Source organism: Pseudomonas sp. FW300-N2A2, from assembly GCF_017351735.1.
GTDB classification, from domain to species: domain Bacteria; phylum Pseudomonadota; class Gammaproteobacteria; order Pseudomonadales; family Pseudomonadaceae; genus Aquipseudomonas; species Aquipseudomonas migulae.
Genome location: NZ_JACNDU010000002.1, coordinates 102,086 through 123,935, shown reverse-complemented (window position 1 = coordinate 123,935; position 21,850 = coordinate 102,086). Strand labels below are relative to the sequence as shown.

Below are 21,850 nucleotides of genomic sequence, written 5' to 3'. Positions count from 1 at the left end.
AAAAAACCCCGACTCACCAGAGCCGGGGCTTTTTGTTTGATGCGACTACGGCTTAGCCGTTGAACACATCATCCACGCTTTTCAGCGGGTAGTTCTTCGGATACGGCAGGGTTGCCACGCCGGTCTCGATTGCAGCCTTGGCCACGGCATCGGAGATCAGGGTGATCAGACGCTTGTCCATTGGCTTCGGAATGATGTACTCACGACCGAATTCCAGCTTGATGCCGCCGTAGGCGTCGCACACTTCCTGAGGAACCGGCAGTTTGGCCAGTTCACGCAGGGCGTTGGCTGCTGCCACTTTCATTTCTTCGTTGATGCGCTTGGCGCGAACGTCCAGGGCACCACGGAAGATGAACGGGAAGCCCAGTACGTTGTTGACCTGGTTCGGGTAGTCCGAACGGCCGGTCGCCATGATCACGTCGTTACGGGTGGCGTGTGCCAGTTCCGGGGAGATTTCCGGATCCGGGTTCGAGCACGCGAACACGATCGGGTTGGCCGCCATGGACAGCAGGCCTTCAGCGCTCAGCAGGTTCGGACCGGACAGGCCAACGAACACGTCTGCGCCTTGCAGGGCGTCAGCCAGGGTGCGCTTGTCGGTCGCGTGAGCGAAGACAGCCTTGTACTGGTTCAGGTCGTCACGGCCGGAGTGGATCACACCGGTACGGTCAACCATGTAGATGTTTTCGATGTTGGCGCCCATGCTCACCAGCAATTTCATGCAGGAGATGGCGGCCGCACCGGCACCCAGGCAGACGATCTTGGCGTCGGCGAGGGTTTTGCCAGCGATTTCCAGGGCGTTGATCATGCCGGCGGCAGTCACGATTGCGGTGCCGTGCTGGTCATCGTGGAATACCGGGATGTCGCACTGCTCGATCAGAGCGCGCTCGATCTCAAAGCACTCAGGTGCCTTGATGTCTTCCAGGTTGATGCCACCGAAGGTGATGGAGATGCGCTTGACGGTGTCGATGAAGGCTTGCGGGCTTTCGGAGTCGACTTCGATGTCGAAAACGTCGATGCCGGCGAAGCGCTTGAACAGCACGCCTTTACCTTCCATCACTGGCTTGGAAGCCAATGGGCCGAGGTTACCCAGGCCCAGAATCGCGGTGCCATCGGAAATGACTGCAACCAGGTTGCCTTTACCGGTGTATTTGTAGGCCAGTTCAGGATCGCGGGCGATTTCGCGTACTGGTTCGGCTACGCCGGGGCTGTAGGCCAGCGACAGGTCGCGGGCGGTAGCGGTGGCCTTGGTGAGCTCGACACTCAGCTTACCTGGACGAGGATGGGCGTGATATTCGAGAGCGGCAGTTTTCAGATCAGACATGGGGGCATTCCGCTTTTACTGTTGGACAGACTGGTCAGCGAGGATACGCGCCTCGCAAAGTCCCCACAAGACTGACCAGTCACCCCTGTCAAGCGCCCCGCCCTACGACTTTGGGCCAAGAGCCACGGAACACAAGGGATAGACTGTTCACAATCGACAATAAAAATGTCTACAATTTTTTTATCAAGGCGCCGCTTGCAACATCGCCGGATCGGTCAATGGAAGGAGCCAGCGCGCTTGCCCCGCTTGCAATCCGCCACGGCGCGAACGGTCCACGACCCAGCCACGGGCCTCGACCTGCTTGCCTTTCAGGCGCTCCAGCGCCGCACCATCAAATTGCCCCAGCACATTGGGCGCAACACGCAGTACAAGAGAATCCTGCAACTCGATCCAAACACCGCCGCGATTGCGTTGAACCTTGCTCACACGCCCACTGACCAGCGCGAAGCCGGACGTGTTGATCTGCTCCGCTTTCAGTACAGGCGACTGGCGCCACACACCGAGCCCGGCTTGCCGCGCACTGCGTTCCGCTGCTTGCTGACAGGCCACCAGATCGACATTCGGGGCGACCGCCACCTGGAAACCGAGCCCTTCTGCGAGCATCTGCGCTTCGAGGTTGGCACCCTTGGCGTCATAAAGATGCGCAAGGGTACGACCGTAGTGATCCTTGCTCTCTTTACCCGGCAGCACACCGACCCGCCCGCCACTGGCAGCCACCAATGCTTCCAGGCGCTTGCGCGCCGCCACGGCGAACGGCTCGTCGGAGCGGCCCTGCTTGCCCAGCTCGGGCGTATTCAAGCCGATCATGCGCACGCTGCGGCCATCGCTCAGGCGCACGGTGTCACCATCCACCACCCGTTGCACCGCGACCGACGTCAGCCCATCCGGTACCGGGCAGAAGGCCTGGGCGCCCGAAAGCCAAATCGCGGACACAAAAAAGGCGCCCGCAAGGGACGCCTTTTTTATCAGTCTGGAGAAGCCGGAACGACCTTCCAAAATGATTGGCCTTAGGCCTTTTTCGCGCCGAAAGCACCGAAACGGTCTGCGAAGCGCTGAACGCGGCCGCCAGTGTCCAGAGTCTTTTGCTTACCGGTGTAGAACGGGTGGCATTCGTTGCAAACGTCGATCGCCAGGGCTTTGCCGAAGGTCGAACGGGTTTCGAACTTGTTGCCACAGCTGCAGGTAACAGCGATGGCTGGGTATTCTGGATGGATATCAGCTTTCATGGTGTCTTCCTCAGGCTGCGTGCCGCCACCCAACACTATTGTTGAATACCGCACGTAATTAGGCCGCGGATTCTACCAGACAATCTCAATCACGCAAGCTGTCGCTGAGACCGACCGTCTGCTAGGCTCCCGACCCAATACGCGATCCCTTGTAGGAGTGAGCCTGCTCGCGATAGCGGTCTGCCAGTCGCCACAATGTTGACTGCAAGATTGCTATCGCGAGCAGGCTCACTCCCACAGGTTATATGTCACCCCCCCCTATTGTTTGTTGATCGAGACCCCCCGCGTGCCCGACGCCATTTTGCGCCTCGCCCTGCCTTCGCCCCTGCGCCGCCTGTTCGATTACCGTGCCCCGGCCGGTGTCCTGCGCGCCCAGTTGCAACCGGGCATGCGCCTGCGCGTGCCTTTCGGCCGGCGGGAGATGATCGGGATTCTGGTAGAGGTCACCGACACCAGCGAAGTGCCGGCAGAAAAGCTCAAACCGGCCCTGGCCCTGCTCGACGCCACGCCGCCCTTGCCGCCAGCGCTGTTCAAGCTGTGCCTGTGGACCTCTCAGTATTATCAGCACAGCCTCGGCGATACCTTGAGCTGGGCGCTGCCGGTGTTGTTGCGTCAGGGCGAGCTGGCCGAAGCGCGCCAGGAACGCTTCTGGTCCGCCGCGCCTGGCGCCAGCCTCGATGACCCGCGCATCGCCCGGGCCCCGCGTCAGCGTGAGGCGCTGGCAACCCTGGCGCAGCATCCTCATGGCGTCGCCCATCAGTTGCTGAGCAAGTTGATGCTGAGCAAGGACAGCCTGGATCTGCTGCTGGCCAAGGATCTGGTGCAAGTGGAGATCCGCAAGCACGCCCCCGGCGCCCGCCACGAGCATTGGCTGGCGCAACCGGAATTGCCGCTCAACCCTGAACAACGCGCCGCCTATGAGGCGATTCGCGCCGGGTTCGACAGTTATCACGCGTTCCTGCTGGCCGGCGTCACCGGCAGCGGCAAGACCGAAGTCTATTTGCAGTTGATCCGCGAAACCCTTGAAGCCGGCAAGCAAGCACTGGTGTTGATCCCGGAAATCAACCTCGGCCCGCAGACCCTGGCGCGCTTCGAACAACGGTTCAATGCACGCATCGCGCTGATCCACTCGGCGGTCAACGATCGCGAGCGCCTCGAAGCCTGGCTCGCAGCGCGTGACGGCGACGCCGACATTATTATCGGCACCCGTTCGGCGCTGTTCACGCCGATGAAAAACCCCGGCCTGATCATCATCGACGAAGAGCACGACGGCTCTTATAAACAGCAGGAAGGCCTGCGCTATCACGCCCGCGACCTGGCATTGGTGCGCGCACGGCAGGAAAACATCCCGATCGTGCTCGGTTCCGCCACACCTTCGCTGGAAAGCCTGCACAACGCCTACACCGGACGTTACGGCCTCCTACGCCTCAATGAGCGTGCTGGCGGCGCCAAGCAACCGCGCTTCCTGCGCCTGGATGTGAAAAGTCGCCCGCTCGACAGCGGCATTTCCGGGCCGATGCACCAAGCCATCGGCCAGACACTCGCGGCCGGCCAGCAAGTATTGGTGTTCCTCAACCGTCGAGGTTTCGCCCCGACGCTGCTGTGCCACGACTGCGGCTGGATGTCCGAATGCCAGCGCTGCGATGCGCGAATGACCGTGCACCAACGCTCCGGCGAACTGCGCTGCCACCATTGCGGCTACGTCGAACGCGTGCCCCGGCACTGCCCGAAGTGCGGCAAAGTGGATTTGCGGCCGGTGGGCGCCGGCACCGAGCGTGCCGAGGAACGCCTGGCCATTCTGTTCCCGGATGTTCCGGTGCTGCGGGTCGACCGCGACAGCACGTCGCGCAAGGACGCGATGAATCAGTTGTTCGCGACCATTCAGAAGGGTCACCCGTGCATTTTGGTGGGCACGCAAATGCTTGCCAAAGGGCATCACTTCCCACGGGTGACGCTGGTGTCGATTCTCGATGCCGACGGCGGATTGTTCTCCGGTGACTTCCGCGCCAGCGAACGCATGGCGCAACTGATCGTGCAGGTCGCCGGTCGCGCAGGCCGGGCTGAAGAGCCGGGCAAAGTGATCATCCAGACCCATCTGGCGGACCATCCGCTGCTGGTGCAACTGACTGAACAAGGCTACTTCGCGTTCGCCGAACAGGCGCTGAGCGAACGACGCTCCGCCGGTTTGCCGCCGTTTGCGCATTTGGCGCTGCTGCGGGCCGAAGCGCACAAACCGGGGCAGGCTGAAGGGTTTCTCGACGAGGCGTGCAGCGAGGCCGAGCGTTTGCTGGCCGAACAGAATCTGACCGGGATCGAATTGCTCGGGCCGGTGCCTGCACCGATGGAACGTCGGGCCGGGCGTTATCGCGCGCAGTTATTGTTGCAGGCAACGGCCCGGGCGCCGCTGCACCGGTTGCTGGCCAGTTGGTTGCTGGTGCTGGAGCAGATGCCGAGCGGGCGGGCGGTGCGCTGGTCTTTGGATGTCGATCCTGTGGATTTGTATTGATCAATCGGCCGCCATCGCTGGCAAGCCAGCTCCTACAGGGGATTTGAGGCGTTCACCGGTCCAATGTAGGAGCTGGCTTGCCGGCGATAGCGGTCTATTTATCACCACATATCCACAACCTGCCCGCTATAGTTGGCAAGCCCGCCTTCGCAACGGATAATGCCCAGTTTTTCCACCAGCGCATCGAAGCGCCGCCGCGCTTGCGGTCGAAAGAGAAGACCATGAAAGACACCATTCGCCAGTTGATCCAACAAGCCATCACCCAACTCGTCAACGAAGGTGTGTTGCCTGAAGGCCTGACGCCGGCGATCCAGGTGGAAAACTCCCGTGACAAGAAGAACGGCGACTTCGCCAGCAACATCGCCATGATGCTGGCCAAGCCGGCCGGCATGAAGCCGCGCGATCTGGCCGAGAAAATCATCGCCGCGCTACCGGCTGACGAAAACATCACCAAGACCGAAATCGCCGGTCCTGGCTTCCTGAATTTCTTCCAGAACACCGACGCCCTGGCCACCCGCCTCGACGCCGCACTGGCCGACGAGCACATCGGTGTGCGCAAGGCCGGCCCGGCGCAACGCACCGTGGTCGACCTGTCGGCACCGAACCTCGCCAAAGAGATGCACGTCGGCCACTTGCGTTCGACCATCATCGGCGACGGCGTGGCTCGCGTTCTGGAGTTCCTCGGCGACGAAGTGATCCGTCAGAACCACGTAGGCGACTGGGGCACCCAGTTCGGCATGCTGATGGCTTACTTGCAGGAAAACCCGATCACCAGCGACGAGCTGTCGGACCTGGAAAACTTCTACCGCGCCGCCAAGGGCCGTTTTGACGAATCCGAAGAGTTCGCCGACCGCGCCCGTGGCCTGGTGGTCAAGCTGCAAGCCGGCGACCCGGATTGCCTGGCGCTGTGGACCAAGTTCAAGGACATCTCGCTGTCGCACTGCCAGAAAATCTACGAGCTGCTGAACGTCAAACTGACCATGGCCGACGTGATGGGCGAAAGCGCCTACAACGACGACCTGATCAACGTGGTCAACGACCTCAAGGCCGCCGGCATGCTGGTCGAGAGCAACGGTGCGCAGTGCGTGTTCCTCGACGAGTTCAAGAACGCTGACGGCGACCCGCTGCCAGTGATCATCGTCAAGGCGGATGGCGGCTACCTCTACGCCACCACCGACCTGGCGGCGGTACGTTATCGCAGTGGCAAGCTGAAGGCTGATCGCGCGCTGTACTTTGTCGACCAGCGCCAGGCCCTGCACTTCCAGCAAGTGTTCGCTGTCGCCCGCAAGGCTGGCTTCGTGACGCACCCGATGGAAATGGAACACATGGGTTTCGGCACCATGAACGGCGCCGATGGCCGTCCGTTCAAGACCCGCGATGGCGGCACCGTGAAGCTGATCGACCTGCTGACCGAAGCCCAGGAGCGCGCCTACAACCTGGTCAAAGAGAAAAACCCGGAGCTGGCCGAAGACGAGCTGCGCAACATCGCCAAGGTCGTGGGCATCGGCGCAGTGAAATACGCCGACCTGTCCAAGCACCGCACCAGCGACTACAGCTTCAACTTCGACCTGATGCTGAACTTCGAAGGCAACACCGCGCCGTACCTGCTGTACGCCTACACCCGCGTGGCGGGCGTGTTCCGCAAGCTCGGCAAGGACTTCAGCGAAGTCGAAGGCCAGATCGTCCTGGAAGCCGCGCATGAACATGAGCTGGCAGCCAAACTCGCGCAATTCGGCGAAATCCTGAACAACGTGTCCGAGAAAGGCACGCCGCACATCCTCTGCACCTACCTGTACGACGTTGCCGGCCTGTTCTCCAGCTTCTACGAGAACTGCCCGATCCTCAGTGCTGAAACCCCGGCGCAAATGCAAAGCCGCTTGCGTCTTGCCGCGCTGACCGGTCGCACTCTCAAGCAAGGCCTGGAACTCTTGGGTCTGGAAACTCTGGAGCGTATGTAAGTTGGCTGCCAAGAAAAAACCTGCACCCAAGCGTGGCGCCAGCCGTTACCAAGCTCCTGCAAAGCAACCGATCCCGGGTTGGTTGTGGATGGCCATCGGCCTGACGGTCGGCGCGTTCATTGTGTTCCTGATGAAGCTGGAACCGGGCAAGGGCAGCGACAGCGTCAAGCGCGAGAAGATCGAGCAGCAGAAAGCCACCAAGGTCGCCGAGGCCAACAAGACCCCGCCGAGCCCGACGCAACCGGTGAAGCCGAAGTACGACTTCTACACCTTGCTGCCGGAATCGGAAGTCATCGTGCCGCCGGATGCCGTGCCGGAGAAAACACCGCCGACGCCGGCGGTACCGACCACGCCGGTAACCCCGGCGGAAGCGGCGAAGATCGACACGGCGCGGGCTCAGGCGGCATTGGCTGGCATCACCCCGCCGCCACCGCCACCCGTGGCCAAGGCGGCACCGGTGACCAAGTTCTTCCTGCAGGCCGGTTCGTTCCGCAAGGAGGCTGATGCAGACAAGGTGCGCGCGCAGATCATCCTGCTCGGCCAAGCGGTATCGGTTGAGTCCGGCACGGTGAAGGACGAGACGTGGTATCGGGTGTTGGTCGGGCCGTTCAGCAACCGCGAACAACTGACCACCGCGCAGAAACAACTGTCCGGCGCCGGGTTCAGCAACCTGTTGTTACAACAACGCCAGAACCGCTGATCCGCGTTATCGTTCATCGCGAGCAGGCTCGCTCCCACAGGATTTGCGCCAACCCTGTGGGAGCGAGCCTGCTCGCGATTGGCGTCAGCACTCCCACCACACATCTTCGTGTACGCCACCGCTCGTCCCCTCTCCCGCCCCGCAGTTGAAAAACGCTCCACCACCCCCATATGAGTTGGCATAAGGCATTTTCGCCCCGCTGCGTGGAGACTCTCCCTTGACCACCATCGTTTCAGTTCGCCGCCACGGCAAAGTCGTCATGGGCGGCGACGGCCAGGTTTCTCTCGGTAATACCGTGATGAAAGGCAACGCGAAGAAAGTTCGTCGCCTCTACCACGGCGAAGTCCTCGCCGGTTTTGCTGGCGCCACGGCCGACGCCTTTACCCTTTTCGAGCGCTTCGAAGGTCAACTGGAGAAACACCAGGGCCATCTGGTTCGCGCCGCCGTCGAACTCGCCAAAGAATGGCGCACCGACCGCACCCTCAGCCGCCTCGAAGCCATGCTCGCGGTCGCCAACAAAGACGCGTCCCTGATCATCACCGGCAACGGCGACGTTGTTGAGCCTGAACAAGGCCTGATCGCCATGGGTTCCGGCGGCGCCTACGCCCAGGCCGCCGCCAGTGCGCTGCTGAAGAAAACCGACCTGTCAGCCCGGGAAATCGTCGAAACCGCCCTCGGCATTGCCGGCGACATCTGTGTATTCACCAACCACACCCAGACCATTGAGGAGCAGGACTGCGCCAAAGGCGACGAGTAAGTCTGTTTCGGCCCCACGCCACGACTCATCTTGTTTAAGGTCCGTCAAAATATTATGTCCATGACTCCCCGTGAAATCGTCCACGAACTCAACCGCCATATCATCGGCCAGGACGATGCCAAACGCGCCGTCGCCATCGCGCTGCGTAACCGCTGGCGCCGGATGCAACTGCCGGAAGAGCTGCGCGTTGAAGTAACGCCGAAGAACATCCTGATGATCGGCCCGACCGGTGTCGGCAAAACCGAGATCGCCCGTCGCCTGGCCAAACTGGCCAACGCACCGTTCATCAAAGTCGAAGCGACCAAGTTCACCGAAGTCGGCTACGTCGGCCGCGACGTCGAGTCGATCATTCGTGACCTGGCCGACGCCGCCATCAAGCTGCTGCGCGAACAGGAAATGACCAAGGTTCGCCACCGCGCCGAAGACGCCGCCGAAGAGCGCATCCTCGACGCCCTGCTGCCACCGGCGCGCATGGGTTTCAACAACGATGACGCCCCGTCGGCCGACTCCAACACCCGCCAGCTGTTCCGCAAGCGCCTGCGCGAAGGCCAGCTGGATGACAAGGAGATCGAAATCGAAGTCGCCGAAGTGTCCGGCGTCGATATCTCCGCGCCACCGGGCATGGAAGAAATGACCAACCAGTTGCAGAGCCTGTTCGCCAATATGGGCAAGGGCAAACGCAAGAGCCGCAAGCTCAAGGTCAAGGAAGCGCTGAAACTGGTCCGCGACGAAGAAGCGAGCCGCCTGGTCAACGACGAAGAGTTGAAGGCCAAGGCGCTGGAAGCGGTCGAGCAGCACGGCATCGTGTTCATCGACGAAATCGACAAGGTGGCCAAGCGCGGTAACTCCGGTGGCGTCGATGTGTCCCGTGAAGGCGTACAGCGCGACCTGCTGCCGCTGATCGAAGGCTGCACCGTCAACACCAAACTGGGCATGGTCAAGACCGACCACATCCTGTTCATCGCTTCCGGTGCATTCCACTTGAGCAAGCCGAGCGATCTGGTGCCTGAGCTGCAAGGCCGTCTGCCGATTCGTGTCGAGCTGAAGGCGCTGACGCCGGAAGACTTCGAACGCATCCTCAGCGAACCGCACGCCTCGCTCACCGAGCAATATTGCGCACTGCTGAAAACCGAAGGCCTGGCCATCGAGTTCCAGCCGGATGGCATCAAGCGCATCGCCGAGATCGCCTGGCAGGTCAACGAGAAAACCGAGAACATCGGTGCCCGTCGCCTGCACACGCTGCTTGAGCGTCTGCTCGAAGAGGTGTCGTTCAGCGCCGGCGACCTGGCCAGCGCTCACGATGACAAGGTGATCCTGATCGACGCCGACTACGTCAACAACCACCTCGGCGAATTGGCGCAGAACGAAGACCTGTCCCGTTATATCCTGTAGGTCATGTGAGACCTGTGTAGGAGCCGGCTTGCCGGCGATGGGGACCTTGAGATCGCCATCGCCGGCAAGCCGGCTCCTACAAGGGACCGCGAGAGTTCCACACTGACGGACATCAGGTCATGACCCAACTCCCCACCGACATCAAACTGCACAAAGCCTCGAAAACCCTGTCGCTGAAATACGCGTCCGGCGAGGAACATCACCTGCCCGCCGAGTTCCTGCGCGTGCACTCTCCTTCCGCCGAGGTCCAGGGCCACGGCAAACCTATCCTGCAATTTGGCAAGATCGGCGTAGGCCTGACCAAGGTAGAACCGGCCGGTCAGTACGCACTGAAATTGACCTTCGACGACGGCCACGACAGCGGCCTGTTCACCTGGGAATATCTGTACCAGTTGGGCGTGCGCCAAGAGGATCTCTGGAACGATTATCTTGCCGAGCTGAAAGCGGCCGGAAAGACCCGCGACCCTAACGAATCGGTCGTCAAGCTGATGCTCTAACCCGCGCCTCTTGCGCATTAGAAGGCATTTTCTAATTTCATCTGTTTGAATGCTTGGCCGCGAGGTCAGTCATTAGCCTGCTTGCGAAAAAAATTAAACTCGGGTAACCAATGGAGCTGGCAAGTTACCTGCAGTGCTCTCTGAACTAAAAAGCAGCGATGCAGAATTATCGGTCACCCGAGCAGTAGTACCTGGCATTGGCTGTGTGACTACACGGCTGGACTCAGGTACTCGTCTCAGGACAATGGAGCGTCGTAGATGAGTAACAAGAATAACGATGACTTGAAGAATCAAGCCTCGGAAAACACCTTGGGGCTTAATCCTGTCGTTGGGCTGCGTGGAAAGGATCTACTGGCTTCTGCTCGAATGGTGCTCAGGCAGGCCATTAAACAACCGATTCACAGTGCGAAGCATGTCGCTCATTTCGGTCTTGAACTGAAGAACGTGCTGTTCGGCAAATCCGAACTGCTACCGACCAGCGATGACCGTCGTTTCGCCGATCCGGCCTGGAGCCAGAACCCGCTCTACAAACGTTATTTGCAAACCTACCTGGCGTGGCGCAAGGAACTCCACGACTGGATCGACGACAGTAACCTCGGGCCCAAGGATGTGGCACGCGGGCATTTCGTGATCAACCTCATGACCGAAGCCATGGCCCCGACCAACACGGCGGCCAACCCGGCAGCGGTCAAACGCTTCTTCGAAACCGGTGGCAAGAGCCTGCTCGACGGCCTCTCGCACCTGGCCAAGGATCTGGTGCACAACGGCGGCATGCCGAGCCAGGTCAACATGGGCGCATTCGAAGTCGGCAAGAGCCTGGGCGTGACCGAAGGTGCGGTGGTTTTCCGTAACGACGTGCTGGAGCTGATCCAGTACCGGCCGACCACCGAGCAGGTGCATGAGCGCCCATTGCTGGTGGTGCCGCCACAGATCAACAAGTTCTACGTTTTCGACCTGAGCCCGGACAAAAGCCTGGCGCGTTTCTGCCTGCGCAATCACGTGCAGACCTTCATCGTCAGCTGGCGCAACCCGACCAAGGAGCAACGCGAATGGGGTCTGTCGACCTACATCGAAGCGCTCAAGGAGGCGGTTGATGTGGTCACCGCGATCACCGGCAGCAAAGACGTGAACATGCTCGGCGCCTGCTCCGGCGGCATCACCTGCACCGCGTTGCTGGGCCACTACGCCGCAATCGGCGAGAAAAAAGTCAACGCCCTGACGCTGCTGGTCAGCGTGCTGGACACCACCCTGGACAGCGACGTGGCACTGTTCGTCGACGAGCAGACGCTTGAAGCCGCCAAACGCCATTCCTATCAGGCGGGTGTACTGGAAGGCCGCGACATGGCGAAAGTGTTCGCCTGGATGCGCCCCAACGATCTGATCTGGAACTACTGGGTCAACAACTACCTGCTCGGCAACGAGCCGCCGGTGTTCGACATTCTGTTCTGGAACAACGACACCACCCGGTTGCCCGCCGCGTTCCACGGCGATCTGATCGAGATGTTCAAAAACAATCCGCTGATCCGCCCGGATGCACTGGAAGTGTGCGGCACGCCGATCGACCTGAAGCAGGTCACGGCCGACATCTTTTCCCTGGCCGGCACCAACGACCACATCACGCCGTGGAAGTCCTGCTACAAGTCGGCGCAACTGTTCGGCGGCAAGGTCGAATTCGTACTGTCCAGCAGCGGACATATCCAGAGCATTCTGAACCCGCCGGGCAACCCGAAATCACGCTACATGACGGGCACCGAGATGCCGTTGAAGGCTGAGGAGTGGCAGGAAAACTCCACCAAGCACACCGATTCCTGGTGGCTGCACTGGCAGGCCTGGCAAGCCGAGCGTTCGGGCGAATTGAAAAAATCCCCGACAAAACTGGGCAACAAGGCTTATCCCGAAGGTGAAGCAGCACCGGGCACTTACGTACACGAACGGTAACTGACACACCCGCCCCCCGTAGGAGCGAAGCTTGCTCGCGAAAGCGGTCATTCATTCAACGTAGATTTCGACTGATCTGACGCCTTCGCGAGCAAGCTTCGCTCCTACAGGGGACCGGGATAATTAACCCACAGGGCTTGAAGCATGCCGCAACCGTTCATTTTTCGTACCGTCGACCTGGATGGCCAGACCCTCCGCACGGCAGTACGCCCCGGCAAGCCTCACTTGACGCCCTTGCTGATATTCAACGGCATCGGCGCCAACCTGGAGCTGGTGTTTCCGTTTGTCGCCGCATTGGACCCGGACCTCGAAGTCATCGCTTTCGACGTGCCCGGTGTCGGCGGTTCGTCGACGCCGAACCGGCCGTATCGTTTTCCGGGCCTGGCCAAACTCACGGCGCGGATGCTCGACTATCTCGATTACGGGCAAGTGAACGTGATCGGTGTGTCATGGGGTGGCGCCCTCGCCCAGCAGTTTGCTTACGACTACCCCGAGCGCTGCAAGAAACTGGTGCTGGCGGCGACGGCGGCGGGTGCGGTGATGGTGCCGGGCAAACCGAAAGTGCTGTGGATGATGGCCAGCCCACGGCGCTACATCCAGCCATCGCACGTGATCCGCATTGCGCCGATGATCTACGGCGGCTCGTTCCGTCGCGATCCGACACTGGCGGCCAGCCATGCGGCGAAGGTGCGCTCGGCAGGCAAGCTCGGTTACTACTGGCAGCTGTTCGCCGGGCTCGGCTGGACCAGCATTCACTGGCTGCACAAGATCCACCAGCCAACGCTGGTGCTGGCCGGCGACGATGACCCGCTGATCCCGTTGATCAACATGCGCGTGCTGGCCTGGCGGATTCCCAATGCCCAGTTGCACATCATCGATGACGGGCACCTGTTCCTGATCACCCGCGCCGAGGCCGTGGCGCCGATCATCATGAAGTTTCTCGAGGAAGAACGGCAGCGCGCCGTGATGCATCCGCATCCGGCTCCATCGGGCGGCTAACCGACTTATCGTCGGTCGGCAGGACGCCGCGCCGCGCAACAACCCGTTACAGCGTCTATGGTGTTCTGGTTCGGTGTGTTTGTATTTGGCCTGAAGACGAAGGAGTGTTGAGTCATGCGCGACAAGCCAGCGAGGGAATCTTTACCGACTCCCGCAGCGTTCATCAACGCACAGAGTGCGATTACCGGCCTGCGTGGTCGGGATCTGTTTTCGACCCTGCGCAGCGTTGCCGCCCATGGTTTGCGCAACCCCGTGCACAGCGCCCGCCATGCGTTGAAGCTGGGCGGTCAACTGGGGCGCGTGTTGCTGGGCGAAACCCTGCACCCGACCAACCCCAACGACAATCGCTTTGCCGACCCCGCATGGAGCCTCAACCCGTTTTATCGCCGCAGTTTGCAGGCCTACCTGAGCTGGCAGAAACAGGTCAAAAGCTGGATCGACGAGAGCAACATGGACCCGGACGATCGCGCCCGCGCCCACTTCGCGTTCGCTTTGCTCAATGACGCGGTGTCACCGTCCAACACCCTGCTCAATCCGCTGGCGGTCAAGGAAATCTTCAACTCCGGCGGCAACAGCCTGGTGCGTGGCATCAGTCACCTGGTCGATGATTTCCTGCACAACGACGGCCTGCCCAGGCAAGTGACCAAGCAGGCCTTCGAGGTCGGCAAGACGGTCGCCACCACCACCGGCGCCGTGGTGTTTCGCAATGAGCTGCTGGAACTGATCCAGTACAAGCCGATGAGCGAAAAGCAGTATTCCAAACCGCTGCTGGTGGTGCCGCCACAGATCAACAAGTACTACATTTTCGACCTGAGCCCGAACAACAGCTTCGTCCAGTTCGCCCTGAAAAACGGCCTGCAAACCTTCATGATCAGCTGGCGCAACCCCGATGTGCGCCATCGCGAATGGGGCCTTTCGACCTACGTCGAAGCCGTCGAAGAAGCGATGAATGTATGCCGGGCGATCACCGGCGCCCGGGAAGTCAACCTGATGGGCGCCTGCGCCGGCGGGCTGACCATTGCCGCGCTGCAAGGTCATTTGCAGGCGAAGCGGCAACTGCGCCGTGTATCCAGCGCAACCTATCTGGTGAGCCTGCTCGACAGCCAGATGGAGAGTCCCGCGACCCTGTTCGCCGACGAACAGACCCTGGAAGCGGCCAAGCGTCGGTCCTATCAGAAGGGCGTGCTGGACGGTCGCGACATGGCCAAGGTCTTCGCCTGGATGCGCCCCAACGATTTGATCTGGAGCTACTTCGTCAACAACTACCTGTTGGGCAAGGAGCCGCCGGCGTTCGACATCCTCTACTGGAACAACGACAACACACGTCTGCCAGCCGCCTTTCACGGCGATCTGCTGGACTTCTTCAAGCACAACCCGCTGAGTCATCCGGGGGGCCTGGAAGTGTGCGGCACGCCGATCGACTTGCAGAAAGTCACCGTCGACAGCTTCAGCGTGGCCGGCATCAACGACCACATCACTCCGTGGGATGCCGTGTATCGCTCGACGCTGCTGCTGGGTGGCGAGCGACGCTTCGTGCTGTCCAACAGCGGTCATGTACAGAGCATCCTGAACCCGCCGTCCAACCCGAAAGCCAACTTCATTGAAAGCACAAAACTGAGCAGCGATCCGCGGGCCTGGTATTACGACGCCAAGCAAGTCGACGGCAGCTGGTGGACGCAGTGGCTGAGCTGGATTCAGGAACGTTCGGGCGCGCAAAAGGAAACCCACATGGCCCTCGGCAACCAGAACTATCCACCCATGGAGGCGGCACCCGGTACTTACGTGCGCGTGCGCTGATACCCAAACACACCACGGTCTTCCCTCTGTAGGAGCGAGCCTGCTCGCGAAAAACGTTTAGGCAACGCGTTCATCCAGGCAGCACGCGCTATCGTTAACGTCCATCGCGAGCAGGCTCGCTCCTACAGGGAGGAGGTTGGATTGGAATGATCATTAAGAAGACTGGATGAAAACCCGCGACCGGATCCTCGAATGTGCCCTGCAGTTGTTCAATCAGAAGGGCGAACCGAACGTCTCCACCATGGAAGTTGCCAACGAAATGGGCATCAGCCCGGGCAACCTCTACTACCACTTTCACGGCAAGGAACCGCTGATTCTCGGGCTGTTCGAGCGCTTCCAGGCAGAGCTTGCGCCGCTGCTCGATCCGCCGTCCGATGTGGAGTTGGCACCGGAAGATTACTGGCTGTTCCTGCACCTGATCGTCGAGCGCCTGTCGCACTATCGGTTTCTCTTTCAGGACCTGTCGAACCTCGCCGGGCGCCTGCCGAAACTGGCCAAAGGGATTCGCAACCTGCTCAATGCGCTGAAGCGCACACTGGCTTCGTTGCTGGCGCGGTTGAAGGCTCAAGGGCACTTGGTCAGCGACACGCAGGCGTTGGGGCAGTTGGTGGAACAGATCACCATGACGCTGCTGTTTTCGCTGGATTACCAGCGGATTCTGGATCGCGAAGGTGAGGTGAGGCTGGTGGTGTATCAGATCATGATGCTGGTGGCGCCGCATCTGCTGCCGCCGATCAAGGTGGCGACGGAGCAACTGGCACTCCAATACCTCGAAGAACACGAGTGACACCTGAATACCACGGCCCCCTGTGGGAGCTAGCCTGCTAGCGATAGCGATTTATCCGGCGACATTGTTGTTGACTGATGAACCGATATCGCTAGCAGGCTAGCTCCTACAAGGGCGGTGGTGTTTGCAGGATCGTGCACAAACAAAAACGCCCGACCTTTGCAGGCCGGGCGTTTTTTTGAGCCCTGAAATCAGGACTGACTGGTTGGCGTCGATGGAGCTGGCGCGGCAGTCGGGGTTACAGCAGGGGTCGGCGCGGTAGCAGAGTTGGAGCTGCTCACTGTCGGCGCCGGGGTTGCCGGTTTGGCGGCAGCCACTGCTGGTTTTGGAGCAGCCGCTTTCGGCGCTGCCGGTTTTTTCACTGCTGGTTTTTTCGCGGCGGCAGGTTTTGCCGCAGGCTTGGCTGCTGCAGGTTTAGCAGCCGGTTTAGCGGCGGCTTTGGCGGCAACCGGTTTCGCTGCTGGCTTGGCTGCGGCAGGTTTTGCTGCGGCCGTTTTGGCAGCCGGCTTGGCCGCTGCTTTCGCGGCGGGTTTTGCAGCCGGTTTAGCGGCAGCTTTTGCCAGAGGCTTAGCAGCGGTTTTAGCCGCTGGTTTGGCTGCTGCGGTTTTCGCCGCAACAGGCGCAACCTTGGCACCGGTGAGTTTTTCGATTTGCTTGGTCAGGGTATCGACCTTGCTGTGCAGCGCTTTCACTTCGTTGCGGCTCGGGACACCCAGGCGCGAAATGGCGCTGTTCAGGCGCTTGTCGAAAGCCCCTTCCAGCTCATCCCACTTGCCCAGCGCACGATCTTTCACGCCAGTGATGCGCGATTTGGCAGAGGTAGCGGAGTCCTTGGCGGCATCGACTTTCTTGCCGACAGCGCTCTTGGTGAGCTTCTCGGCTTTCTCGCCGTCTTTGACCAATGTATCGAAGAGCTTGCTGCCGTCAGTGTCGATCTTCGAGTACACGCCTAAACCAGCAAGCCAGATTTTGCGGGAGTAGTCTTCGACTTTCCCGATCCACGAGCTGCCTTCTTTTTCGGTGTTCTTTTTACCAGCCATCCCGTTCTCCTTAAGATTTACGCGCGACGCGTTCGAGCAATGCCGTCAGCTCATCGAGCTTAGCAGAGAGTGCCTCAACGTCATGTTTAGACGGAATGCCAATACGATTCAAGGTACTTGCGACACGCGAGTCAAAAGCCTTCTCGACCTTGTCGAGTTGAACTTCGACCTTGCCTTTGAAAGTGCTTACTTCGCTCTTGGCTTCATCAATCTCGGCGTTAGCTGCTTCAAGTTTCTCGGCAACTACCTTTTTGCCTTTCTTTTCAACAGTTTGACCAGCCTTGATCAACTCTTGAAAGTAATCGCTGCCCTCTTGGCCGACCTTGGCGTAGGCACCCAGGCCTGCCAGCCAGATCTTGCGGGCATAGGATTTGACGTCGCTCAGAGCGGTTGTCGAAGCGTCGATTTTTTTCTTCAAAATAACTTTGGCCATGGTGCACCTCACGCGCAGAAGGTTTGAGGAACTGCCCGCGAAAGTGTCGGGCTCATGCACAAAGTAGGGAGAAAAATTAGAAACGGCACCCTAACAACTGACATAAAACCTCGGGCGCGCCTTAAAACAAATGTGGGAGCCAGCCTGCTGGCGATAGCGATTTATCCATCAACATCAATGTTGACTGATACACCGCCATCGCCAGCAGGCTGGCTCCCACAGGGGATGTGGTTCGACTCGGAAATCAGACCAGGGCTTTATCGAGGGCCTTTTCGATTTCCGATTTGATCATGCCGCTCATGGCCGACATCATCAGGCCCAATTCCACATCAACGCGAATCGAATCCTCAGCAACATGCACCGCGCCTTTCACCCCGGAACGCTTGAGGTTCAGGGTGTCGCCGGACCACTGCGGCTCCAGGCCATATTGATCGGACAGTTTCTGCGCCAACTGGTCGGCCTTCTCGCGGGCCGCTTCCTTGCCCAGGCCGTGGGCACGTTCAACACTAATACGGGCCATCGAATGACTCCTGCTTTATGAATACTTTCCTGAAGCATCTTGACCGCGCCTGCGGCAAAACGTCCCGGCGGTTCTACATCTTACCTTCAGCCTTGCCAAGACAAAGCAGGCCACCGGGATTAGAATGTCCCGCATTCTCTTCTGGTGACAGCGATATGACTGATCAGCGCAAAGGCAGCGATGCCGAACCCACCACGCACTTCGGTTTCAAAAACGTTCCGGAAAGCCAAAAAGCGGAAAAAGTCGCTGAGGTTTTCCACTCGGTAGCCGCCAAGTACGACTTGATGAACGACCTCCTGTCGGGCGGCATGCACCGTTTGTGGAAGCGTTTTGCGATCGAGCTGTCGGGCGTTCGCACCGGCAACCGCGTGCTGGACATTGCCGGCGGCACCGGCGACCTGACCAAAAAATTCTCGCACCTCGTGGGCCCGACCGGCCAGGTGGTGTTGGCCGACATCAACGAATCCATGCTCAAGGTCGGTCGTGACCGTCTGCTGGACCTGGGTGTGGCCGGCAACGTCGAATTCGTTCAGGCCGACGCTGAAAAGCTGCCGTTCCCGGACAACCATTTCGACTGCGTGACCATCGCATTCGGCCTGCGCAACGTGACACATAAAGAAGACGCCCTGCGCTCGATGCTGCGCGTACTCAAGCCGGGTGGCCGTTTGCTGGTGCTGGAATTCTCCAAGCCGACCAACGCGCTGATGTCCAAAGCCTACGACGCCTACTCGTTCGCCTTCATGCCGCTGATGGGCAAGCTGATCACCAACGACTCGGAAAGCTATCGCTACCTGGCCGAATCGATCCGCATGCACCCGAATCAGGAAACCCTGAAGTCGATGATGGTCGAGGCCGGTTTCGACCGCGTGACCTACCACAACATGACCGCAGGCATCGTGGCCCTGCACCGTGGCATCAAACCCTGATGTTGCTGGCCGGTCTGCTCGCCAGCATTGAACTCGGCCTGAACCGGGTGTTGCGTCTCGACAGCACGGCGCTGCCGCGGCTGGCGCATTTGAGCGGCCGGGTGATTGCCGTCGATTGCCGCAGCCCGGCACTGCAACTGTTCATCCTGCCCAGCGACGAAGGCTTGATGTTGGCGACCCACTGGGAAACCGGCGCCGACTGCACCTTGCGTGCACCGGCTTCCAGCCTGTTGAAACTGGCGATGAGCAAGGACAAGACCTCGGTTTTGCATGCCCCTGAAGTCGAACTCGACGGCGACAGCGGCGTGCTGCTGGAACTGGCCGCGATCCTCCAGGACCTGGAGCTGGACTGGGAATACGAACTTTCGCGCTGGCTGGGACCTGTGGCCACGCAACTGGTCGGCGGTCACCTGCGCAGTCGCGCACGCTGGTATCAGCAAGGATTTGCCAGCCTGGGTCAGAACCTGGGCGAATACCTGGCCGAAGAATCGCGCACCCTCGTCGGTCAGCGCGAAGCCGAAGCCCGATTCAGTGAACTGGACCAGATCAAACTCGATCTGGAACGTCTCGAGGCGCGTTTCGAGCGCCTTTCCCGATCCCTCGACCCAAGCGATAACGCATGAAGCTGCTTGCCGTCCGCCGTTTGTTGCGCATCCAGCGCGTTGTGATTCGCTACCGCCTCGATGACCTGCTGTTCGCCCTGCCGCTGCCGTGGTTTCTGCTGGCGCTGCGCTACGCCTTGCCGTGGCGCTGGTTCCCGCGCAAGCCGCTGGACCTGAGCCGTGGCGCGCGATTGCGCCTGGCGCTGCAGGACCTGGGGCCGATCTTCATCAAGTTCGGGCAGATCCTGTCCACCCGCCGCGACCTGCTGCCGGAAGACATCGCCGATGAGCTGATGAAGCTGCAGGACCGCGTGCCGCCGTTCGATTCGCAAGTGTCGGTCAAGCTGATCGAAGAACAGCTCGGCAAAAAGATCAGTGAAGTGTTCAGCCGTTTCGACGTCGAGCCGCTGGCCTCGGCTTCGGTGGCGCAGGTGCACGCCGCGCAGTTGAAAACCGGTGAAGAAGTCGTCGTCAAAGTCATCCGCCCCGGCCTGAAACCGATCATCGCGCAAGACCTGGCGTGGTTGTTCATCCTCGCCCGCGCAGCGGAAAAACTCTCCGCCGACGCGCGTCTGCTGCACCCGGTGGACGTGGTCAGCGACTATGAAAAAACCATCTACGACGAACTCGACCTGTTGCGCGAGGCGGCCAACGCCAGCCAGTTGAAGCGTAATTTCGACGGTTCGCCGCTGCTGTACGTGCCACAAGTCTATTGGGACTGGTGCCGGCCGAAAGTGCTGGTGATGGAGCGCATCTACGGCATTCAGGTCACCGACCTCGCGACCCTGGCCGACCAGCGCACCGACATGAAAATGCTCGCCGAGCGCGGCGTCGAGATCTTTTTCACCCAGGTGTTCCGCGACAGTTTCTTCCACGCCGACATGCACCCGGGCAACATCTTCGTCAGCACCGTCAACCCGTGGAGCCCGCAGTACATTGCGATCGACTGCGGCATCGTCGGCAGCCTGACCCCCGAAGACCAGGATTATCTGGCGCGCAACCTGTTCGCGTTCTTCAAACGCGATTACCGGCGTGTGGCGCAACTGCACATCGACTCGGGCTGGGTACCGGCGGAAACCAAACTCAACGAATTCGAAGCAGCGATCCGCACCGTTTGCGAGCCGATCTTCGAAAAACCGTTAAAAGATATTTCCTTCGGTCAGGTGCTGATGCGCCTGTTCCAGACCGCTCGACGCTTCAACATGGAAGTGCAGCCACAACTCGTTTTGCTGCAAAAAACCCTGTTGAACATCGAAGGCCTGGGCCGTCAGCTGTACCCGGACCTCGATCTGTGGAACACCGCCCAGCCGTTCCTCGAACGCTGGATGCGCGAGCGCGTCAGCCCCAAAGCCTTGCTCGGCAACGTGCAGAACCAGTTCGAACAACTGCCGCACCTGGCCAACATGGCGCGCGACCTGCTCGAACGCATGTCGCAGCCCCACGCTTACGACCCGCCGCCATCGTGGCATCGACGCCGGGACGACTGGTTCCTGCGCCTGCTCGGCACCGCGCACCTGGCCGGCGGCGCAATACTGGCCATGGGCGGGCCGTTGAACGAACTGGCCTACTGGCCGGCAGGAATCATGATGGCCGTCGGCTTGTATCTGGTCGTTCGCCGATAGCCAGTTGTGTGATCCACTGGCACACTGTTTGAACGTTGGACTCTGCTCATGTAGTGCGGAGCCCGCTGTCGGAGTCGAAGATGAAAAACTGGCTGGACGAGATCAAGTGGGACGCCGACGGCCTGGTGCCGGCAATCGCCCAGGATCACAAGACCGGGCGCGTCCTGATGATGGCCTGGATGAACCGCGAAGCGCTGGAACTGACCGCTGTCGAAAACCGCGCCATCTACTGGTCACGTTCCCGTGGCAAGTTGTGGCGCAAGGGCGAAGAGTCCGGCCACGTGCAGACCCTGCATGAGATGCGCCTGGACTGCGACGCCGACGTGATCATCCTGATGGTCGAGCAGATCGGCGACATCGCCTGCCATACCGGTCGGCAGAGCTGCTTCTATCGCGTCTTCGAGAACGGCGACTGGAAAACCGTCGACCCGGTTCTCAAAGACCCGCACGCCATCTATTCCGCAGGACACACACATGAGTGACACTCTGACCCGACTGGCCGAGGTACTGGAAGCGCGCAAAGGCGCCGCCGCCGACAGCTCGTACGTCGCCAGCCTGTACCACAAGGGCTTGAACAAGATTCTGGAAAAAGTCGGCGAAGAGTCGGTCGAAACCATCATTGCCGCCAAGGATGCCGCCATCAGCGGCGACTGCAGCGATGTGATCTACGAGACCGCCGATTTGTGGTTCCACAGCATGGTCATGCTCGCCCAACTGGGGCAGCATCCACAGGCTGTACTCGATGAACTGGACCGTCGCTTCGGTCTGTCCGGACACGCTGAGAAAGCCTCGCGTCCGTCCGCCTGAACAACTATTAGAGAGGAGCAGC

The 21,850-nt window shown here is 60.4% G+C and carries 21 protein-coding genes; 15 read left to right on the top strand and 6 right to left on the bottom strand.

The window, feature by feature from the left end; all coding sequences use genetic code 11:
- Window positions 1–52: 52 nt before the first annotated feature.
- From J4E42_RS04185 to rpmE, 3 genes are all read right to left on the bottom strand, one after another.
- Window positions 53–1,321, bottom strand: coding sequence for a malic enzyme-like NAD(P)-binding protein (locus J4E42_RS04185; protein WP_008025204.1), 1,269 nt, complete (start codon window positions 1,319–1,321; stop codon window positions 53–55).
- A 183-nt stretch (window positions 1,322–1,504) separates the two neighbouring features.
- Window positions 1,505–2,317: a thermonuclease family protein gene (locus J4E42_RS04180; protein ID WP_207284669.1), complete on the bottom strand. Its 813-nt coding sequence runs from the start codon at window positions 2,315–2,317 to the stop codon at window positions 1,505–1,507.
- Window positions 2,318–2,328: 11 nt separating this feature from the next.
- Window positions 2,329–2,547, bottom strand: coding sequence for a 50S ribosomal protein L31 (gene rpmE / locus J4E42_RS04175; protein WP_008025207.1), 219 nt, complete (start codon window positions 2,545–2,547; stop codon window positions 2,329–2,331).
- 286 nt (window positions 2,548–2,833) lie between these two features.
- Here rpmE and J4E42_RS04170 point away from each other — a divergent pair, with 286 nt between their 5' ends.
- The 10 genes from J4E42_RS04170 to J4E42_RS04125 all read left to right on the top strand — a co-directional run bounded on the left by J4E42_RS04170 (window position 2,834) and on the right by J4E42_RS04125 (window position 15,878).
- Window positions 2,834–5,053 (top strand): primosomal protein N', encoded by a 2,220-nt coding sequence (locus J4E42_RS04170; RefSeq protein ID WP_008025209.1) that lies wholly within the window; start codon window positions 2,834–2,836, stop codon window positions 5,051–5,053.
- A gap of 221 nt (window positions 5,054–5,274) precedes the next feature.
- Entirely contained in the window at window positions 5,275–7,011 is a 1,737-nt protein-coding gene (argS, locus tag J4E42_RS04165) for an arginine--tRNA ligase (RefSeq protein WP_192226850.1), read from the top strand.
- 1 nt (window position 7,012) lies between these two features.
- On the top strand, window positions 7,013–7,711 hold the full coding sequence (locus J4E42_RS04160) for an SPOR domain-containing protein (protein WP_008025212.1): 699 nt from the start codon (window positions 7,013–7,015) through the stop codon (window positions 7,709–7,711).
- 217 nt (window positions 7,712–7,928) lie between these two features.
- On the top strand, window positions 7,929–8,468 hold the full coding sequence (gene hslV, locus J4E42_RS04155) for an ATP-dependent protease subunit HslV (RefSeq protein WP_008025213.1): 540 nt from the start codon (window positions 7,929–7,931) through the stop codon (window positions 8,466–8,468).
- Between the two features lie 54 nt (window positions 8,469–8,522).
- The gene (gene hslU, locus J4E42_RS04150; protein WP_008025214.1) at window positions 8,523–9,860 is read left to right on the top strand and encodes an ATP-dependent protease ATPase subunit HslU; all 1,338 of its coding nucleotides are present in this window, start codon (window positions 8,523–8,525) and stop codon (window positions 9,858–9,860) included.
- Between the two features lie 119 nt (window positions 9,861–9,979).
- Window positions 9,980–10,357 (top strand): gamma-butyrobetaine hydroxylase-like domain-containing protein, encoded by a 378-nt coding sequence (locus J4E42_RS04145; RefSeq protein ID WP_008025216.1) that lies wholly within the window; start codon window positions 9,980–9,982, stop codon window positions 10,355–10,357.
- Between the two features lie 258 nt (window positions 10,358–10,615).
- Window positions 10,616–12,295: a class II poly(R)-hydroxyalkanoic acid synthase gene (phaC, locus tag J4E42_RS04140; RefSeq protein WP_008041874.1), complete on the top strand. Its 1,680-nt coding sequence runs from the start codon at window positions 10,616–10,618 to the stop codon at window positions 12,293–12,295.
- Window positions 12,296–12,439: 144 nt separating this feature from the next.
- On the top strand, window positions 12,440–13,294 hold the full coding sequence (gene phaZ / locus J4E42_RS04135; RefSeq protein WP_008041882.1) for a poly(3-hydroxyalkanoate) depolymerase: 855 nt from the start codon (window positions 12,440–12,442) through the stop codon (window positions 13,292–13,294).
- Window positions 13,295–13,408: 114 nt separating this feature from the next.
- Window positions 13,409–15,091, top strand: a complete 1,683-nt coding sequence (gene phaC, locus J4E42_RS04130) for a class II poly(R)-hydroxyalkanoic acid synthase (RefSeq protein WP_008041884.1) — start codon at window positions 13,409–13,411, stop codon at window positions 15,089–15,091.
- A 166-nt stretch (window positions 15,092–15,257) separates the two neighbouring features.
- A complete protein-coding gene (locus tag J4E42_RS04125; protein WP_008025224.1) occupies window positions 15,258–15,878 on the top strand; it encodes a TetR/AcrR family transcriptional regulator in 621 nt (206 codons plus the stop codon).
- Between the two features lie 191 nt (window positions 15,879–16,069).
- On the opposite strand, the gene J4E42_RS04120 is transcribed toward J4E42_RS04125, so the two are convergent.
- From J4E42_RS04120 to J4E42_RS04110, 3 genes are all read right to left on the bottom strand, one after another.
- Entirely contained in the window at window positions 16,070–16,918 is an 849-nt protein-coding gene (locus tag J4E42_RS04120; RefSeq protein WP_008041887.1) for a phasin family protein, read from the bottom strand.
- Between the two features lie 10 nt (window positions 16,919–16,928).
- Window positions 16,929–17,351, bottom strand: a complete 423-nt coding sequence (locus J4E42_RS04115; RefSeq protein WP_008025226.1) for a phasin family protein — start codon at window positions 17,349–17,351, stop codon at window positions 16,929–16,931.
- A 244-nt stretch (window positions 17,352–17,595) separates the two neighbouring features.
- Complete coding sequence (locus J4E42_RS04110; protein ID WP_008041889.1) at window positions 17,596–17,871, bottom strand: polyhydroxyalkanoic acid system family protein; 276 nt, start codon at window positions 17,869–17,871, stop codon at window positions 17,596–17,598.
- A 155-nt stretch (window positions 17,872–18,026) separates the two neighbouring features.
- On the opposite strand from J4E42_RS04110, the gene ubiE reads away from it, so the two are divergent.
- The 5 genes from ubiE to J4E42_RS04085 all read left to right on the top strand — a co-directional run bounded on the left by ubiE (window position 18,027) and on the right by J4E42_RS04085 (window position 21,828).
- Window positions 18,027–18,797: a bifunctional demethylmenaquinone methyltransferase/2-methoxy-6-polyprenyl-1,4-benzoquinol methylase UbiE gene (gene ubiE / locus J4E42_RS04105; RefSeq protein WP_007948968.1), complete on the top strand. Its 771-nt coding sequence runs from the start codon at window positions 18,027–18,029 to the stop codon at window positions 18,795–18,797.
- The gene (locus J4E42_RS04100) at window positions 18,797–19,420 is read left to right on the top strand and encodes an SCP2 domain-containing protein (protein ID WP_008025228.1); all 624 of its coding nucleotides are present in this window, start codon (window positions 18,797–18,799) and stop codon (window positions 19,418–19,420) included. Before ubiE ends, J4E42_RS04100 begins: the two co-directional genes overlap by 1 nt.
- Window positions 19,417–21,021 (top strand): ubiquinone biosynthesis regulatory protein kinase UbiB, encoded by a 1,605-nt coding sequence (gene ubiB / locus J4E42_RS04095; protein ID WP_008041890.1) that lies wholly within the window; start codon window positions 19,417–19,419, stop codon window positions 21,019–21,021. Before J4E42_RS04100 ends, ubiB begins: the two co-directional genes overlap by 4 nt.
- A gap of 80 nt (window positions 21,022–21,101) precedes the next feature.
- Window positions 21,102–21,503, top strand: coding sequence for a phosphoribosyl-AMP cyclohydrolase (gene hisI, locus J4E42_RS04090; RefSeq protein ID WP_008041892.1), 402 nt, complete (start codon window positions 21,102–21,104; stop codon window positions 21,501–21,503).
- Window positions 21,496–21,828 (top strand): phosphoribosyl-ATP diphosphatase, encoded by a 333-nt coding sequence (locus tag J4E42_RS04085; protein ID WP_008025232.1) that lies wholly within the window; start codon window positions 21,496–21,498, stop codon window positions 21,826–21,828. Before hisI ends, J4E42_RS04085 begins: the two co-directional genes overlap by 8 nt.
- Window positions 21,829–21,850: the final 22 nt, after the last annotated feature.

Excerpts from the sequence above, each read along its gene's own strand:
- phaC (WP_008041884.1), top strand. The coding sequence starts at position 13,409 with ATGCGCGACAAGCCAGCGAGGGAATCTTTACCGACTCCCGCAGCGTTC.
- J4E42_RS04120 (WP_008041887.1), bottom strand. The coding sequence starts at position 16,918 with ATGGCTGGTAAAAAGAACACCGAAAAAGAAGGCAGCTCGTGGATCGGG.
- J4E42_RS04100 (WP_008025228.1), top strand. The coding sequence starts at position 18,797 with ATGTTGCTGGCCGGTCTGCTCGCCAGCATTGAACTCGGCCTGAACCGG.
- rpmE (WP_008025207.1), bottom strand. The coding sequence starts at position 2,547 with ATGAAAGCTGATATCCATCCAGAATACCCAGCCATCGCTGTTACCTGC.
- phaC (WP_008041874.1), top strand. The coding sequence starts at position 10,616 with ATGAGTAACAAGAATAACGATGACTTGAAGAATCAAGCCTCGGAAAAC.
- phaZ (WP_008041882.1), top strand. The coding sequence starts at position 12,440 with ATGCCGCAACCGTTCATTTTTCGTACCGTCGACCTGGATGGCCAGACC.
- ubiE (WP_007948968.1), top strand. The coding sequence starts at position 18,027 with ATGACTGATCAGCGCAAAGGCAGCGATGCCGAACCCACCACGCACTTC.
- J4E42_RS04085 (WP_008025232.1), top strand. The coding sequence starts at position 21,496 with ATGAGTGACACTCTGACCCGACTGGCCGAGGTACTGGAAGCGCGCAAA.
- J4E42_RS04110 (WP_008041889.1), bottom strand. The coding sequence starts at position 17,871 with ATGGCCCGTATTAGTGTTGAACGTGCCCACGGCCTGGGCAAGGAAGCG.
- hslU (WP_008025214.1), top strand. The coding sequence starts at position 8,523 with ATGTCCATGACTCCCCGTGAAATCGTCCACGAACTCAACCGCCATATC.
- ubiB (WP_008041890.1), top strand. The coding sequence starts at position 19,417 with ATGAAGCTGCTTGCCGTCCGCCGTTTGTTGCGCATCCAGCGCGTTGTG.
- hisI (WP_008041892.1), top strand. The coding sequence starts at position 21,102 with ATGAAAAACTGGCTGGACGAGATCAAGTGGGACGCCGACGGCCTGGTG.
- J4E42_RS04115 (WP_008025226.1), bottom strand. The coding sequence starts at position 17,351 with ATGGCCAAAGTTATTTTGAAGAAAAAAATCGACGCTTCGACAACCGCT.
- J4E42_RS04125 (WP_008025224.1), top strand. The coding sequence starts at position 15,258 with ATGAAAACCCGCGACCGGATCCTCGAATGTGCCCTGCAGTTGTTCAAT.
- J4E42_RS04145 (WP_008025216.1), top strand. The coding sequence starts at position 9,980 with ATGACCCAACTCCCCACCGACATCAAACTGCACAAAGCCTCGAAAACC.
- argS (WP_192226850.1), top strand. The coding sequence starts at position 5,275 with ATGAAAGACACCATTCGCCAGTTGATCCAACAAGCCATCACCCAACTC.
- J4E42_RS04185 (WP_008025204.1), bottom strand. The coding sequence starts at position 1,321 with ATGTCTGATCTGAAAACTGCCGCTCTCGAATATCACGCCCATCCTCGT.